This window comes from Chryseobacterium daecheongense (genome assembly GCF_003729955.1).
Lineage (GTDB): Bacteria > Bacteroidota > Bacteroidia > Flavobacteriales > Weeksellaceae > Chryseobacterium > Chryseobacterium daecheongense.
The window spans coordinates 299,388-313,498 of record NZ_RJTX01000001.1 but is presented as its reverse complement, the minus strand read 5'-3'; the positions used below and the strand labels follow the sequence as shown (position 1 = coordinate 313,498).

The window sequence follows — 14,111 nt, the reverse complement described above, 5'->3', positions numbered from 1 at the left end:
AAATTAAATTATACAACCTCCAGAAATTTCATCGTATCCACATTATCCGCATACGTGTCTAATCCCGGACATTGTGCTTCACCAAACGAAATGGAATCTAATCCTAATTCTTCTTTTGCTACCACACATTGAATATTCTCTTCATTTTCTGCCAAAAATCTCTTCACATCATCTAAAGATTCATATCTGCTGAAATTGATCACAGAAAGCGGACTGAACAATTTATCATCCTCTTTCAGCATGACGAAGTTATTATCCCAGAACTTTTCCTGGTTCAACAGGTAAACCGCTCTGTTATAATCATAGTTGTTGGCATACTTGTTATGATTGATAATATCCTGGAACCCTAAGAAATTTTCAAACAACCTGTCGATCAGGAAATCCTGCGGAATAAAAATTCTTGTTACATTCCTGCAACCTAATCCGAAATACTGGAAGATATCGTTAGCCAGAAGCTGCAGTTCTTCATCTGTTTCATCCCCTTTTAATACGGCAACCGAAGTCCTGTTCTTACGGATGATATTCAAACGGTCCTTAAAATAGTATTCCAGGTATCTTGCCGTATTATTACTTCCGGTAGCAATTACGGCATCGAAATTTTCCAGTCTTTCAACGAACTCAAATTCAATTTCATTGTTGGAAAATTCATTCCATTTTTTTAATAAAAAAGGAATCATGTATCTGTCTTTTGAAGACAATTTGATCACTGGAATATGATTGCTCAGAATTACAGACATCACATCATGAAATCCTACTAACGGGATATTCCCGGCTAAGATCAGGCCTACTCTTTTCGGAGTTTTAGCAACTGAATATTCTTTAAGCCAATCATTTACATTTTCTATAGTAAGCAAATCAGCCCATTGCGCCAAAGCAAATTTCTGATTTTCAATGGTGAACCACGGGTTTTCTATTTCAGACTTTCTCAACAATAACTCAAATTCAAGATCACTTTCATTATAATCTCCCTGATTTTTTGCTAAAAACTCTTTAATATATTCACTTAACCTAGAAAGTCCTAAAACTCTATTTTCAATACTCATAATTACTGTAAAATTGGGGAATATTTTGTAATTTTGTGCAAATTTAAAAAAAATTAGCGATGGCTATTAAAATAACTGATGAATGCATTAATTGTGGAGCCTGCGAACCGGAATGCCCGAATAATGCAATATATGAAGGAGCCGTAGATTGGAAAGCTTCTGATGGTACCGAATTAAAAGGCACTGTGACATTACCGTCAGGATTAACGATAGATGCGGATGCGCCTCAGGAACCTGTAAGTGATGACGTATATTTCATTGTTACAGATAAATGTACGGAATGTAAAGGATTCCATGAAGAGCCACAGTGTGCAGCCGTTTGTCCGGTAGACTGCTGTGTTCCTGATGAAGATCACGTAGAGTCTGAAGAAGCTTTACTTAATAAAAAAGCATTCTTACACGGTGAATAAAATACGCCGTCTCATCCAGCATGAGACGGTTTTTTTAATTTTATATCAATCTGATCAATAAAAAATAAATGAAATCACAGGTTCGCAAGTTCCTGTAAAAAACAAAATTAATATGAGCAAAAAACACAATTTTAGCGCAGGTCCGTGTATTTTACCACAAGAAGTATTTGAAAAATCAGCGGAAGCTATTCTGGACTTCAACGGTATAGGCTTATCCCTTCTGGAAATTTCCCACAGAAGTAAAGATTTCGTTTCCGTAATGGACGAAGCGCGTGCAATTGTAAAAAGACTGATGAATCTTGGAGACGACTATGAAGTTTTGTATTTGGGAGGTGGTGCAAGTCTTCAGTTCGCAATGGTTCCATACAATCTATTGAAAGTAGGCGGTAAAGCAGCTTATTTAGATACTGGAACATGGGCTGCAGGAGCTATCAAAGAAGCTAAAAAAATAGGAACCGTGGATGTAGTGGGTTCTTCTAAAGAAGCTAACTATTCTTATATTCCTAAAGATTATACCGTATCATCAGAATATGATTATTTCCACTGTACTTCCAATAATACGATTTACGGAACTCAAATGAAAACCTTCCCTGAAGTGGATACATTAATGGTTTGTGATATGAGTTCTGATATTTTCTCAAGACAACTGGATTTCTCTAAATTTGACCTGATCTACGCCGGAGCTCAGAAAAACATGGGGCCTGCCGGAGTTACTTTAGTGGTAATTAAAAAGGAAATCCTTGGAAAAACCGGAAGAGAAAATATGCTATCCATGTTAGACTATTCTCAGCATATCGCTAAGGAATCTATGTATAATACCCCACCTGTTTTCCCGGTGTATGCCTCTTTACTGACGCTTCAGCACTTAGAAAGAAATGGTGGAATTGCTGCTGCGGAACAAAGAAACGAAGCCAAAGCAAAGCTTTTATACGATGAGATCGACAGTAATCCTTTATTCGAAACTTTCTGTGTGAAGGAAGACCGTTCTTTAATGAATGTTTCGTTCAAAATTACGGATGAAAGCAAGAAAGAAGAGTTTGATAATGCCTGGAAAGCCGCAGGAATCAGCGGTTTGAACGGACACAGAAGCTTAGGAGGATACAGAGCAAGTTTATACAATGCTTTGCCGATTGAAAGTGTTCAGGTTTTGGTAGATGTCATGAGATCAATTAAATAATTAAAGCTTTAAAAATCAACACATTAAGCAATTATTTGGAATTATTTTAATTTTATTAATTTGCGCACCAACTAAAAATTTTTAAATCTTATCATTATTTAAATTTTTAAGTAGAATAAAACCATGAAAGTTTTAGCTAACGATGGAATCTCTAAAGCAGGAGAACAGGCTTTAAAAGAAGCGGGAATAGAAGTTCTGGACAACCGTGTTGCCCAGGATCATGTGATCAATTTTATCAATGAAAATAACGTGGATGTTCTTCTGGTAAGAAGTGCCACCAAAGTGAAACAGGACATTATTGATGCCTGTCCCAGACTTTCCATCATCGGAAGAGGCGGAATCGGGATGGATAATATAGATGTGGAATATGCCAAAAGCAAAGGGATCAAAGTGATCAATACCCCTACTGCATCTTCGAAATCGGTGGCTGAGCTTGTTTTTGCGCACTTCTTTTCACTGGCTAGGTTCCTTCATGAATCAAACAGATTGATGCCATTGGAAGGAGAAACCCATTTTAATGCCCTGAAAAAGTCATTCAATAATGCGTATGAGCTTTCAGGAAAAACATTGGGAGTAATCGGTTTCGGAAGCATAGGACAGGAAGTGGTGAAAATGGGTATTGCACTGGGAATGAAGGTAAAAGTTCTGACCAGAAAGCCCAGAACAGAAGTGCTTACGTTAAGTTTTTTTGATGGGCAAACCGTAAACTTTGAAATAACGTCGACCAATGATACGGATGCATTCCTTAAAGACACGGATTTCATCAGCATCAATACGCCGAAAACTAATGAATATATTATAGACACGCCTCAGTTTGAAAAAATGAAAGACGGAGTTTATATTGTAAATACTGCAAGAGGAGGAGTAATTAATGAAGTAACCCTGCTCGATTATATTGAATCAGGAAAGGTAATGGGAGCCGCTCTGGACGTTTTTGAAAATGAGCCCACGCCGGAACTTCCGTTATTAATGAATCCTTCCCTGTCTCTTTCTCCCCACGTTGGAGGAAATACAGTGGATGCACAGGAAAAAATCGGGATTGAACTTGCAGAACAAATCATTAAGCTAAAAAAAGAAACTATATAATAAATATGCCTGTTTTTAAACCTTTTCGCGGAATAAGACCTCATAAAGACCTTGAGAGCACTTTCCCAACTCATCCTCTGGATAATTTCACCCAGGAAGAAATTGCGGAGAAAGCTCAAGTGGAAGATACTTACATTCATATGATCAAACCCTATGTGGTAAGTAAATCTAAAGATATTGACCGGAACTTAAGGAAAATCCGTTCTACCTTTGAAGAACTCCTGGAAGACAAGAAATTAGTTCAGGACAATTCAGCCTATTATCTTTATGAGCAGATTTATCCCAGCAAACAGGTTTTCAGAGGATTGCTTGGTTTGGCAAGTATTGAGGATTTCTGGAGCGGCAAGATCAAAAGGCATGAAAGTACCATTCCTCAGAAAAAAGAGAAACTGGCTCATTATCTGGAAAAAGTAAACTTACAGGCAGAACCTGTGCTTCTTACTTATCCTGCCAATTCAAAAATTGAATTATTGATGAACCATGAGGAGAAAAACGTTCCGATTTTCAATCATGTGGATTCAAAAGGGATCAGACATAAAATCTGGAGAATTGATAATCGTTTGAAACTGCAGCAGTTTAAAGAAGTTATAGACCAGATTGATTCTTTCTACATTGCAGACGGACACCACAGAATCGGTTCCACTGCTCTGAATGCCAAATATCAGAAAGAAAAAAACAAAAGGCATAACGGTACAGAACCTTATAATTTTGTATATAGTTTCATCGTTTCCAACCAATCGATCAAAATCCACGATTACAACAGAATTGTAACAGATTTGAACGGATTATCGAATGAAGAGTTTTTACAGCAGCTTGAACAATATTTTCTGATCCATGAAAAAGGAGAAACCCCGTATTTTCCTTCACAGAAATTCCATATTTCCATGTATCTGGACGGGAAGTTCTACTCTCTTCACGTAAAACATGATCTCCGTTCCCCGGAAATGTCCCTGGATAACCTGGATCATCACCTTATAGATAAGTATATTTTCAAGAATATTCTGAAAATCGAAGACCCGGACAGCTCTGAAAAGATCTCCTATGTAAAAGGAGACTCTACCCTTACCGGAATTAATATTCTAAAAGAAGAAATTGACAATGGTGCAGGTAAAGTAGGCTTCGGAATCTATCCTGTAAGCTTTAATGATATGATCAAAATTTCCGATCTGAAATTGAGTATGCCGCCCAAATGTACTTTTATTGAGCCGAAATTAATTACAGCATTGTTAATGTATGACATGAAAGCCTGATAAATTACTATTTTTTCCCTACTTTTATGCACGGAAAAGATAAGGTAAATAAAAAATGAAAAAACTATTCATTATAATACTTCCACTCTTTTTGGGTGGATTTTTATTTTCTCAAAAAAAGCCGCAAAAAAAACTTACCAAAACACCCGTCGCAAAATTCAATTACCACGACGAATTCAAAAAAATTTCCGACGAGATCATGACCAACGGAAAGGCCTATGATAACCTTGGAGAACTGACGAAAAGTATTGGATCCCGTTTTAGTGGGACTGCTGATTATGCAAAAGCTGTAGAATGGGCAGAAAAAAAGTTCAAGGAAATCGGAATTGAAATGATCTGGAGACAGGAGGCCAAGGCTCCGGTTTGGATAAGGGGGCGGGAATCTTTACAGATAAAAGCAGGAAATGGAGAGTGGAAAAACATTCGAATGCTGTCTTTCGGAAACTCAGAAGGAACGGGCGGAAAAGATTTGATTGGTGAAATCGTATTGATCAATTCCACTTCTGAGCTTAACCAAATGTCGGTAGGACAGCTAAAAGACAAAATTGTTTTTGTTAATCTCCCAATGGATCCGAAAATCATTAATACCAGTGATTCTTATTTAATTGCCGCAAAATCAAAATTAATTTCCGCTTCCGTAATTGCTAAAACAGGAGCGAAAGCCTTAATTATACGATCATTAACAACAGCGAATAATGACATTCCACACGCAAAAATGATCTACTATGAACCGGATGATAAAGCAAGAATTCCGGCATTATCCATTGGTGTAAGATCTGCAGATGAGCTTGAAAAATTAATAAAAAAACAAAAAGTCACCGCTAAAATCAATATGACTGCCGAATCAAAAGGCGACACAACCAATCCTAATATTATTGCTGAAATTCAGGGTAAAAAAGACTCTAAAGTTATTGTGTTGGGTGCCCAGCTGGATTCATGGGATTTCGGAGAAGGTGCCATTGATGACGGAACGGGGGTTGTTCAATGTATTGAAGTATTGAGAACTCTGAAAGCACTTGGCTATGAAAATAACCACACGATCCGCGTAGTTCTATATGCCAACAGTGAAAACGGCGGACAGGGCCGTGAAATGTATGCCGCATACGTTAAAAAGAAAGATGAAAAGCATGTTTTCGCTTTGGGAACCGATGCAGGAGGATATTCTCCGCGGGGGTTTTCATTGGATATGGCTCCGCAGAGGAGAAAGCTGGTTTTCGCATGGAAAGAATATTTCCTCCCTTATGGCGTTTATGATTTTGACCAGACAGAAGCAATCCAGGACATTTCCCCTTTGAAAAAGCTGGATATTCCCTTAGCTGAGCTTGTGGTTGATACTCAAAGGTATTTCGATTACCACCACTCTGTGGAAGATACTTTCGACAAGGTCAATAAAAGAGAGCTTTTATTAGGCGCTGTTGCCATGACACAAATGATTTTAATGATTGATAGCAATTGGTAAAAATTAATATGAAAAAGTTATTAGGTACTTCATTCTTGCTTCTCAGTATGGCTGTGTTTGGCCAGGCTAAAGAAGATTCAATACAGTTCAGCCAAATTTCGTTAGAGATTCTCAATAACGGAAAAGGATATACGGAACTTAAAGATTTAACTAAAAATATAGGTCATCGCCTGAGCGGTTCCGCGGCGTATGAAAAATCCGTTCAATGGGCGGCACAGAAGCTTCGTGATGCCGGAGCCGATAAGGTATGGCTTCAGGAAGTGATGATCCCGGTCTGGGAAAGAGGGAAAGAATCTCTTCACATCCAGACTTCCAACGGAAAATGGAAAAGCCTGAAAATGCTTTCTCTTGGAAATTCTGAAGGAACAGGAGGAAAAGATGTTTCCGGAGAGATCATCATGGTGAAATCTTTGGAAGAATATGATCAGCTTCCTGCCGAAAAAGTGAAAGGAAAGATCGTTTTCTTTAATCACCCTTTCAATCAGGGGTATGTACAGACTTTCCTGGGATACCGTGATGCCGGAGTGTATAGAAGAACTGCAGCTTCCTTAACGGCAAAGAAGGGAGGCAAATTCGCCATCATCCGCTCCTTATCTTCTGCATTTGATGATGTTCCTCATACGGGTGCCATGAAATATGATGATGATGTGCCCAAAGTTCCTGCTGTTGCGATTGGAAATACAACTGCGGATGAGCTTGAAAAGCTTTTGAACAATCAGAAAGTTACAGCCAAGCTGAATTCCAACTGTGGAATGAAGGGTGAAAAGCTTTCCCACTCCGTGATCGGTGAAATTACCGGCAAAAAAGATAAAAGCGTCATTGTTGTTGGCGGACATTTGGATTCCTGGGATGTGGGTGAAGGTGCGCATGATGACGGGGCCGGAATTGTTCAGAGTATTGAAGTTTTGAGAACATTCAAAAAGTTAGGAATAAAAAACAATCATACGATCAGGGTCGTTTGTTTTGCCAACGAAGAAAACGGCCTTAAAGGTGGATTACAATATGGAAAAACAGTAAAAGAAAGCAATGAAAAACATCTTTTCGCCATAGAATCTGATGCGGGAGGTTTTTCACCGAGAGGAATTTCCTTAGAAATGAATGAACCCCAAAGAAACCAGATTATAAGCTGGGGGAATCTGTTCCTTCCTTATGGCGTTTATAATTTTGAAGGAAGATATTCCGGAGCAGATATTTATCCGCTTCGCGATATGGGTGTTCCTACCGCAGAACTGGTTCCTGACCCACAAAGATATTTTGATATTCACCACACAGAAGAGGACACCTTTGAAAAAGTAAACCGAAGAGAACTTCTCCTCGGTGCTGCCGTCATGACGCAGCTGATTTATATGATCGATAAAAATTGGTAATATCAACTCGGGACCGCCTTTTCAAGGCGGTCCCGAGTTATTTTGCATAGAATTTAATCGATTGCATTATAGAACTATTTCGATATTTCAAAAAAAATCCAAGCTTCTTTAATCTACTTATATTCAACAAGTTCATAAATTTTATGAATAAATATAACATAATTCGAAAGTGTAGATTTAAATAATTCAAATCCAGATTCAAAAAACAGTTTTTTTTACATTTCAGCTTTTCAGATTCGAAAAAAAAGAAAAAAATTCTTGGCATAAAAGTGGTTAAAAAGTAATCAGACACAAATGATGGAAAAGTTAGTTCCCTTAATTTTTCCAACCGCATCACTAACCGGGCAGGTTAACATTCGTTTACTTGCCCGATGATGTGGATTCATTCATTGGATCTTGATGTCCTCTTCATAAGACTCATAACAACACGTATTAATATTATTTTAAAAAAAGCCATTCTTTTACGGAATGGCTTTTTATTATTTCGTGAATATCAGATCTTCAATATCCGAAATATCCATTCCGGTGTCGCTTCCAAAGGAGCAGTCCGTTTCATCTGAACTATAGCTGAACGAAATCTTATTATCCTCCAGTTTCTTCAAACGAATTTTTGCATTTTTTATGGAGCAGTCTTTATATTGTACAAAATGAGCCTTTTTAACCTGGACTGCATATTCAGAGGGAGCAGGTGAAGAAATCTCACTTTCCTGAATAATAAACTCTTCCTTATTGACATTGATAAGAGAAAACTGAAAAGCTTTCGCCACTTCTTTAATCTGTAAGGTCAGCGGACTTCCATCCACTTCTGTTTTCCATGTTCCTGTTAACGCTATAAAATCTTTTGGAGTTTCCTTTTGCTGTGCATTTCCTAAAACACAAAAAATAAGTCCCAATAAAACCAGTATTTTTTTCATAGTGTATCTATAGTGGATTAAAGATAAGAAATTAAAATCATTGGTTTCCGTTAACCCTCTTCCTACCAAGCTTTTCTACAATGTCATCTACAAGATACGGCACGGAAAAATCCCATGTCTTCTTATCTTCATGTCCGAATCCTAATTTGTGGGTCCATTCATGAGTATAATGAGATACCAGATCATACAGTTCACAATCATTGAACTTTCCACGGTAGGTCACAATATAATTAATGCCTGGATAAGTGTACCCTACAACTGAAGTAAAAGGCTTGTAAAAAGGAATAGGTTTCATCCTTAAGTTAAGATCAATAACATAAGGTGAATTAGGATATGCCACTTCATCCGCTTTCATGATGATGTCATAAATCTGCTGGTTGGTAAGATGATCCGGGTTGTTATCTTCGGATACCTTCATGGCTAAAATCTCATTCTTAAATTCTTCCGAATTGATGATATTTTCCATAAGAGTTTTAACCTGCTCCAGCTTTTTAAGCTGTTCTTCATCATAATCCCGGTGTTCATGAATGGCAATACGCACTTGGGAAAATAAGGATGCACAAAGCATCAGCGCAAAGAAAACGCAATTTTTCTTGATCATAGAGTGTAGGTTATTAGTTGAACACAAATATATTAAACTCTATGAAATTGTTGACTGGTTAGATTTAGTTACTTATTTCAGATATTCTTTCTTGGTAAGCTTGACATCTAGTATCTTACCGTTTCTTTTTATTTTCATATCAATGGTTTCCGAATCCTTCTCCACCCTATTGATAAAATAATGACATGCCGTTTCCTTATCCAGGTTTTCCAGTGTCACATTATTGATGCTGACAATAGAATCCCCAATCTGAACCGGCAAATTGTCTTCCTTGAAAATATAAGAAACCTCTGCATTTCCTTCTATAAAACGGTACCCAAACCCGAAAGATTCCATTTTAGCGGATGGATCCTTGATGCCCTTCATATAGATTTTATTGTTTTTCCAGTCCATAACGAATATAAAATTCTGAAAAAACTCATTCCCGATAATATTGGAATTTCCCGTCATCACCAATTCATGGATAAAATTGGCATTTCCTAACGGAAGCTGATCGGTTTTGAAAATATGGTTGGTTTCAGGCTTTCCCGTTCCGTAAGCACCTACTGCATTCACGCCATAGGTATCAATACTTTTGCCGAAGGATTTCGGATCGTAGTAGTTTCCTGTAACCCTGATTCTCCCCGTAAATCCGGTGTCAAAAGTAAGATCTACTTTCTGCCCTCCGATTTTCGTTTCCACAATAGGGGTTTTCTGGTCCTTAAAATCAAATGGAATTACCGTTTCATATCCGCTGATATCAAATTGAGACAGGTCTTTTGTCGCTTCCAGTGAATTTTGAGAATAATTGACTCTCCAGAACAGCTTCGCCATTTGATTGGCTCCTATGATTCCATCAATCTTGAAGCATCCTAACTCGGAATTATTCAAATCAATCACTATCGCTCCTATATTGTGGAAAACCACATTGTCAATGGTCATTTCCGGAAGCTGGGTAAAGATCTGTTCCTGCTTGTTTTTTTGAGAATCTTTTACTTTACTTCTATGCTTTTTTTCCAGGCCCAATTCTGTATAAATGGCATTGGAAATCACGGTTGGAGCTCCTGAATCGAATAAGAAATTATACGGTTTCCCGTTAATGCTCACCTTTACAAAAGGCAGATTATTCGCATATTGTAAATTGATTTTCTCAACCGGATTTTTGAGCTGTGCTTCACCGCTTTCAAAAAACCTTTTCCCCTGTGCCGATGTATGAATTACGCAAAAAGCAAAAAATAAGTGTAGAATCTTCTTCATTGGATTATTTTATGCTAAAATAGGTTTTTTAATTAATTAAAAACTTATATAATTAATTCGAAACTATTGAATTTAATGTTATTTTTTCACCAATTAATTTGAAATCATTTGTAATCAAAGCGGGGACTTGAAACTCAAATGAATTAGTTTTAACTTTCTCTCGCAATTCCATCAATAATCTTCCCAAAGCATTTGTACCTATGTAATAATCGCCCTCTAAAATTGCCCCCCAAACCTTATCATTTTGTGTATATTCAACAATAGGAAGATTTCCAGTGGAAAGTAAAACTTTTGAAAACCTATTATAATTCTGAAATAATTTCAATTCTATACAAAACTTCATTACTTTAAATCTCATAAAATCCCAATCACTTCTTGTATAGTTATCATAATGTCTACTGATTTTTTTTGCTATCATCGGGTTATATGATTCTATAATTTTTTGCTGGATATATGGATATTCTGTAAATCTCATAGATTGATAAAGAACTTCAGAGTATTTAATAGAAATATCATTTATCATTAAAGGAAAATTAGGAGCCATATTAGATAACTCTCCTAACTTATTTTTAGTGCTTTTGAATGTTATACATTCATTTTTATGATATTTTCTTATACTATATTTCACAAAGTAAAATTAATGTTTTCTCGCAAATAAAGGGTACCAATCATTAGCATCCCACCAAAATACAAGTGGGCAAGTATTTGAAATATTTCTCCATGTAATTATATGACTTCCTGTCCCTAGTGTTTTATATGATGGCGGTGTCATACCTAACGGTCTTAAACTAGGAACTCTAATTGTTTCAATTCTATTCATTATTTCAAAGCCTTTCTCCAATAAAATATTTTCATATCTAATCCTATTAACAGAGTTTGAAAAAAAATTTTCTTCAACAGGAAAACTTAAATTTCTAAAGGCAAAATTGGAATTCTTCATTTCGTAACTGATTCCACAAGAGTTTTCTACAAATTCTAAAACTTCATATCCAAACTCAGATTCTTTGGGATAGACATGATTAAATTTTGGACTTTTATTAAAATAATTAATATGCGGATTATTTTCAATCATTCTTACATGAAAGAAATGTAAGTTTGATTTGAGTTTTATTCCTATTTCTTTTTCAATTGAAAATAAAACATTATTTCTGCCCCACTGATGTAGAATTATAAATGGGGCAATAATCTGAATATTTTCAGCTTTAAATTTATCGATTCCATAGTCTTTAATACCATTAATTATATCATCCTTGAATGTTTTACCAGAAGCAAGTACATCATCAACATAAAACCAATTTTTAACTTGTCTATTTCCACAATCATTTATATTATAATTATATTTTAATTGTAGTGCTTCATTTATCATTCCATTTAAAATTTTTTGACTTTTCCCAGATTCTTGACAATCTAAAAATTTAGTTTCACTCAAAAAATCTTGTACAGTTTTATAATTTAAATAATTTGTATAAACTTCAAAATCACTTAAAATTCTTAAAGTATTTTCTTTTGTCAAATAGCTAAATGGTAAAAGATGTAACAATTCAGATAATATAAATTCTCTATCATCCTCATTGAATTGTAAAATCCATTTAAGAACATGATCATAATCTATTGTATAGTTATAATTGGAATCTTTCAAATCCTCACTTCTATAATCCTTGATAATTTCAACTATTTTATTTATAAGAGTATCCTTCATTTATAAAATATTAATTTGAAATTTATGAATATACACTTCCACCACCTTACGGAAAACCGTATTTCTACGGAATTTTCAACAAAAAAAGCCACCTTCACAGGTGGCTTTCCAATATTTTCAATTTCAATTACTTCACTTTCACAAGCTCCACATCGAAAACTAACCAGGCGTTTGGCGGAATAACACCACCTGCTCCTCTTTCACCGTAAGCCATTGCAGGCGGGATCAATAAGGTTGCTGTTTCTCCTTCTTTTAATAACAGGATTCCTTCATCCCATCCTTTGATCACTCTTCCCATTCCGATAGGAATATCGATAGGCTCATTTCTCTTGAAAGAAGAATCGAACTCTGTTCCGTCTACTAATTTTCCTGCATAGTGTACAGATACATTGTCACCAGCTTTAGGAGCTTTTCCGGAAGTGGTTTTCGTAATTTTATAGTAAAGTCCGGACTCTGTTTTCTGCATTCCTGCTTTTAAATCCTCAACCATTTTCAATTGGTTGGCTTTGAATTCCTCCTCTTTTTTCTTTCTTTCAGCTTCTTCTTTCGCTGCGTATGCTTTATTGTTTTCTGCTATTTTAGCTTTTCCTTCGTTGAAGGTTTTAGCAGCATCGTAGTTTTTATACTCATCACCTTTGCTGAATACAGATACTTTCTGTAAAACAACATCAGTTTTAGGCTTATCCTGAGCTCCTTTTTCTACGTTCGCAATCGCATCGATTACTTCCTCTCCTTTTACCACTTTACCGAAGATCGTGTGTCTTCCGTCTAACCAAGGCGTAGGAACTTCTGTGATGAAGAACTGAGAACCGTTAGAGTTAGGCCCTGAATTCGCCATAGATAAAACTCCTTTTCCAGTATGTTTAAGATCGTTTTTCTCATCTTCGAACTTATACCCAGGATCTCCCATTCCTGTTCCCTGAGGATCACCTCCCTGGATCATAAAATCTTTGATCACTCTGTGGAAAATGGTTCCGTCATAGAAAGGAACTCCTTTCGCCTTAGCTTTGTTATCAATCTTTCCTTCTGCAAGACCGATGAAGTTCGCTACAGTTACCGGTGATTTCTTGTCCTCAAACTTCACGATCATATTCCCTTTCGTTGTCTGAAGATTCGCATAAAGTCCGTCATTAAGACCTTCGTAAGTTTCTTTGTCTACGTTCATTTTTTTATAAATTGGTGTACAACTCATCAGCGAGATACTTGCCGCTGCCAGAATTATATTCTTGTTAAACAATCTCATTTATAGCGCTTTTAATTTTATGATCAATGGTATATCGTTATCTATTTTCTTTTCGTCTCCATACGTTCCGTAAGCTAAAGAAGATGGCACTAAAAGGGTCACTTCCTCTCCATCCTGGATAAAACGCAATGCATTTTCTACTGCTTTCAATTCATCAAAGTGTCCGAATCTCGCATCCCTTCTTTCAATCGGCTGGTCGTAGATCTTGGTTTGGTCAAAGTCATACAGCTCATAAGAATAAGAGATGAACGTATTGTCCTGCCTTCTTTCCCTTCTGTCAAAGTTCTCGGTGTTCACCCAATAATTAAGCTGTGTAGGATAATATTTTACAGACTGAGTGTTGATCCATTCCTGGATGTGCTTTCTCTCCAATCCGTTAAGATTCTTCATCCTTTCCTTGGAAACATCAAGGTCATTCTGGCTCAAAACACCACCTACAGGAGGATGCGGAGTCTGCGTGTTTCTGTTGCAGCTCAACAATCCCAATACCGATATGAAGACTAATTTTTTCATAAACTTTTGCGAAAATACACATTTCGGGAATCAATTACAAAACTTGATGAAGATATTGAAATAAAACTTTTTAATAAAAATTGCTTTTATATTAAACGCAAAGTTTTCTGTAT

General features: G+C 36.3%; 14 protein-coding genes. 6 read left to right on the top strand and 8 right to left on the bottom strand.

The window, feature by feature from the left end:
* Nucleotides 1–8 precede the first annotated feature (8 nt).
* Nucleotides 9–1,043, bottom strand: a complete 1,035-nt coding sequence (locus EGI05_RS01360) for an acyl-CoA reductase (protein ID WP_123261282.1) — start codon at nt 1,041–1,043, stop codon at nt 9–11.
* 59 nt (nt 1,044–1,102) lie between these two features.
* Between EGI05_RS01360 and EGI05_RS01355 the strand changes: the two genes are divergently transcribed.
* From EGI05_RS01355 to EGI05_RS01330, 6 genes are all read left to right on the top strand, one after another.
* Nucleotides 1,103–1,453 carry a 4Fe-4S binding protein gene (locus EGI05_RS01355; protein WP_123261281.1) on the top strand — a complete coding sequence of 117 codons (351 nt, stop codon included), beginning with the start codon at nt 1,103–1,105 and terminating at the stop codon, nt 1,451–1,453.
* A gap of 112 nt (nt 1,454–1,565) precedes the next feature.
* On the top strand, nt 1,566–2,630 hold the full coding sequence (serC, locus tag EGI05_RS01350) for a 3-phosphoserine/phosphohydroxythreonine transaminase (protein ID WP_123261280.1): 1,065 nt from the start codon (nt 1,566–1,568) through the stop codon (nt 2,628–2,630).
* A 123-nt stretch (nt 2,631–2,753) separates the two neighbouring features.
* A complete protein-coding gene (locus tag EGI05_RS01345) occupies nt 2,754–3,716 on the top strand; it encodes a D-2-hydroxyacid dehydrogenase (protein ID WP_123261279.1) in 963 nt (320 codons plus the stop codon).
* A 5-nt stretch (nt 3,717–3,721) separates the two neighbouring features.
* On the top strand, nt 3,722–4,966 hold the full coding sequence (locus EGI05_RS01340) for a DUF1015 domain-containing protein (protein WP_123261278.1): 1,245 nt from the start codon (nt 3,722–3,724) through the stop codon (nt 4,964–4,966).
* Between the two features lie 55 nt (nt 4,967–5,021).
* Complete coding sequence (locus tag EGI05_RS01335) at nt 5,022–6,425, top strand: M28 family peptidase (protein ID WP_123261277.1); 1,404 nt, start codon at nt 5,022–5,024, stop codon at nt 6,423–6,425.
* An 8-nt stretch (nt 6,426–6,433) separates the two neighbouring features.
* On the top strand, nt 6,434–7,792 hold the full coding sequence (locus tag EGI05_RS01330; protein WP_123261276.1) for a M20/M25/M40 family metallo-hydrolase: 1,359 nt from the start codon (nt 6,434–6,436) through the stop codon (nt 7,790–7,792).
* A 479-nt stretch (nt 7,793–8,271) separates the two neighbouring features.
* Here EGI05_RS01330 and EGI05_RS01325 read toward each other — a convergent pair whose 3' ends face one another.
* From EGI05_RS01325 to EGI05_RS01295, 7 genes are all read right to left on the bottom strand, one after another.
* Nucleotides 8,272–8,706: a hypothetical protein gene (locus EGI05_RS01325; protein ID WP_123261275.1), complete on the bottom strand. Its 435-nt coding sequence runs from the start codon at nt 8,704–8,706 to the stop codon at nt 8,272–8,274.
* 37 nt (nt 8,707–8,743) lie between these two features.
* A complete protein-coding gene (locus tag EGI05_RS01320) occupies nt 8,744–9,307 on the bottom strand; it encodes a hypothetical protein (protein ID WP_123261274.1) in 564 nt (187 codons plus the stop codon).
* Nucleotides 9,308–9,379: 72 nt separating this feature from the next.
* The gene (locus EGI05_RS01315; protein ID WP_123261273.1) at nt 9,380–10,543 is read right to left on the bottom strand and encodes an aspartyl protease family protein; all 1,164 of its coding nucleotides are present in this window, start codon (nt 10,541–10,543) and stop codon (nt 9,380–9,382) included.
* Between the two features lie 52 nt (nt 10,544–10,595).
* Nucleotides 10,596–11,171, bottom strand: coding sequence for an NADAR family protein (locus tag EGI05_RS01310; RefSeq protein WP_123261272.1), 576 nt, complete (start codon nt 11,169–11,171; stop codon nt 10,596–10,598).
* A 9-nt stretch (nt 11,172–11,180) separates the two neighbouring features.
* The gene (locus EGI05_RS01305) at nt 11,181–12,242 is read right to left on the bottom strand and encodes a phosphoribosyltransferase-like protein (protein WP_123261271.1); all 1,062 of its coding nucleotides are present in this window, start codon (nt 12,240–12,242) and stop codon (nt 11,181–11,183) included.
* Between the two features lie 127 nt (nt 12,243–12,369).
* Nucleotides 12,370–13,407 (bottom strand): peptidylprolyl isomerase, encoded by a 1,038-nt coding sequence (locus EGI05_RS01300; protein ID WP_228428573.1) that lies wholly within the window; start codon nt 13,405–13,407, stop codon nt 12,370–12,372.
* Nucleotides 13,408–13,485: 78 nt separating this feature from the next.
* Nucleotides 13,486–13,998, bottom strand: coding sequence for an FKBP-type peptidyl-prolyl cis-trans isomerase (locus EGI05_RS01295; protein ID WP_123261270.1), 513 nt, complete (start codon nt 13,996–13,998; stop codon nt 13,486–13,488).
* Nucleotides 13,999–14,111 lie beyond the last annotated feature (113 nt).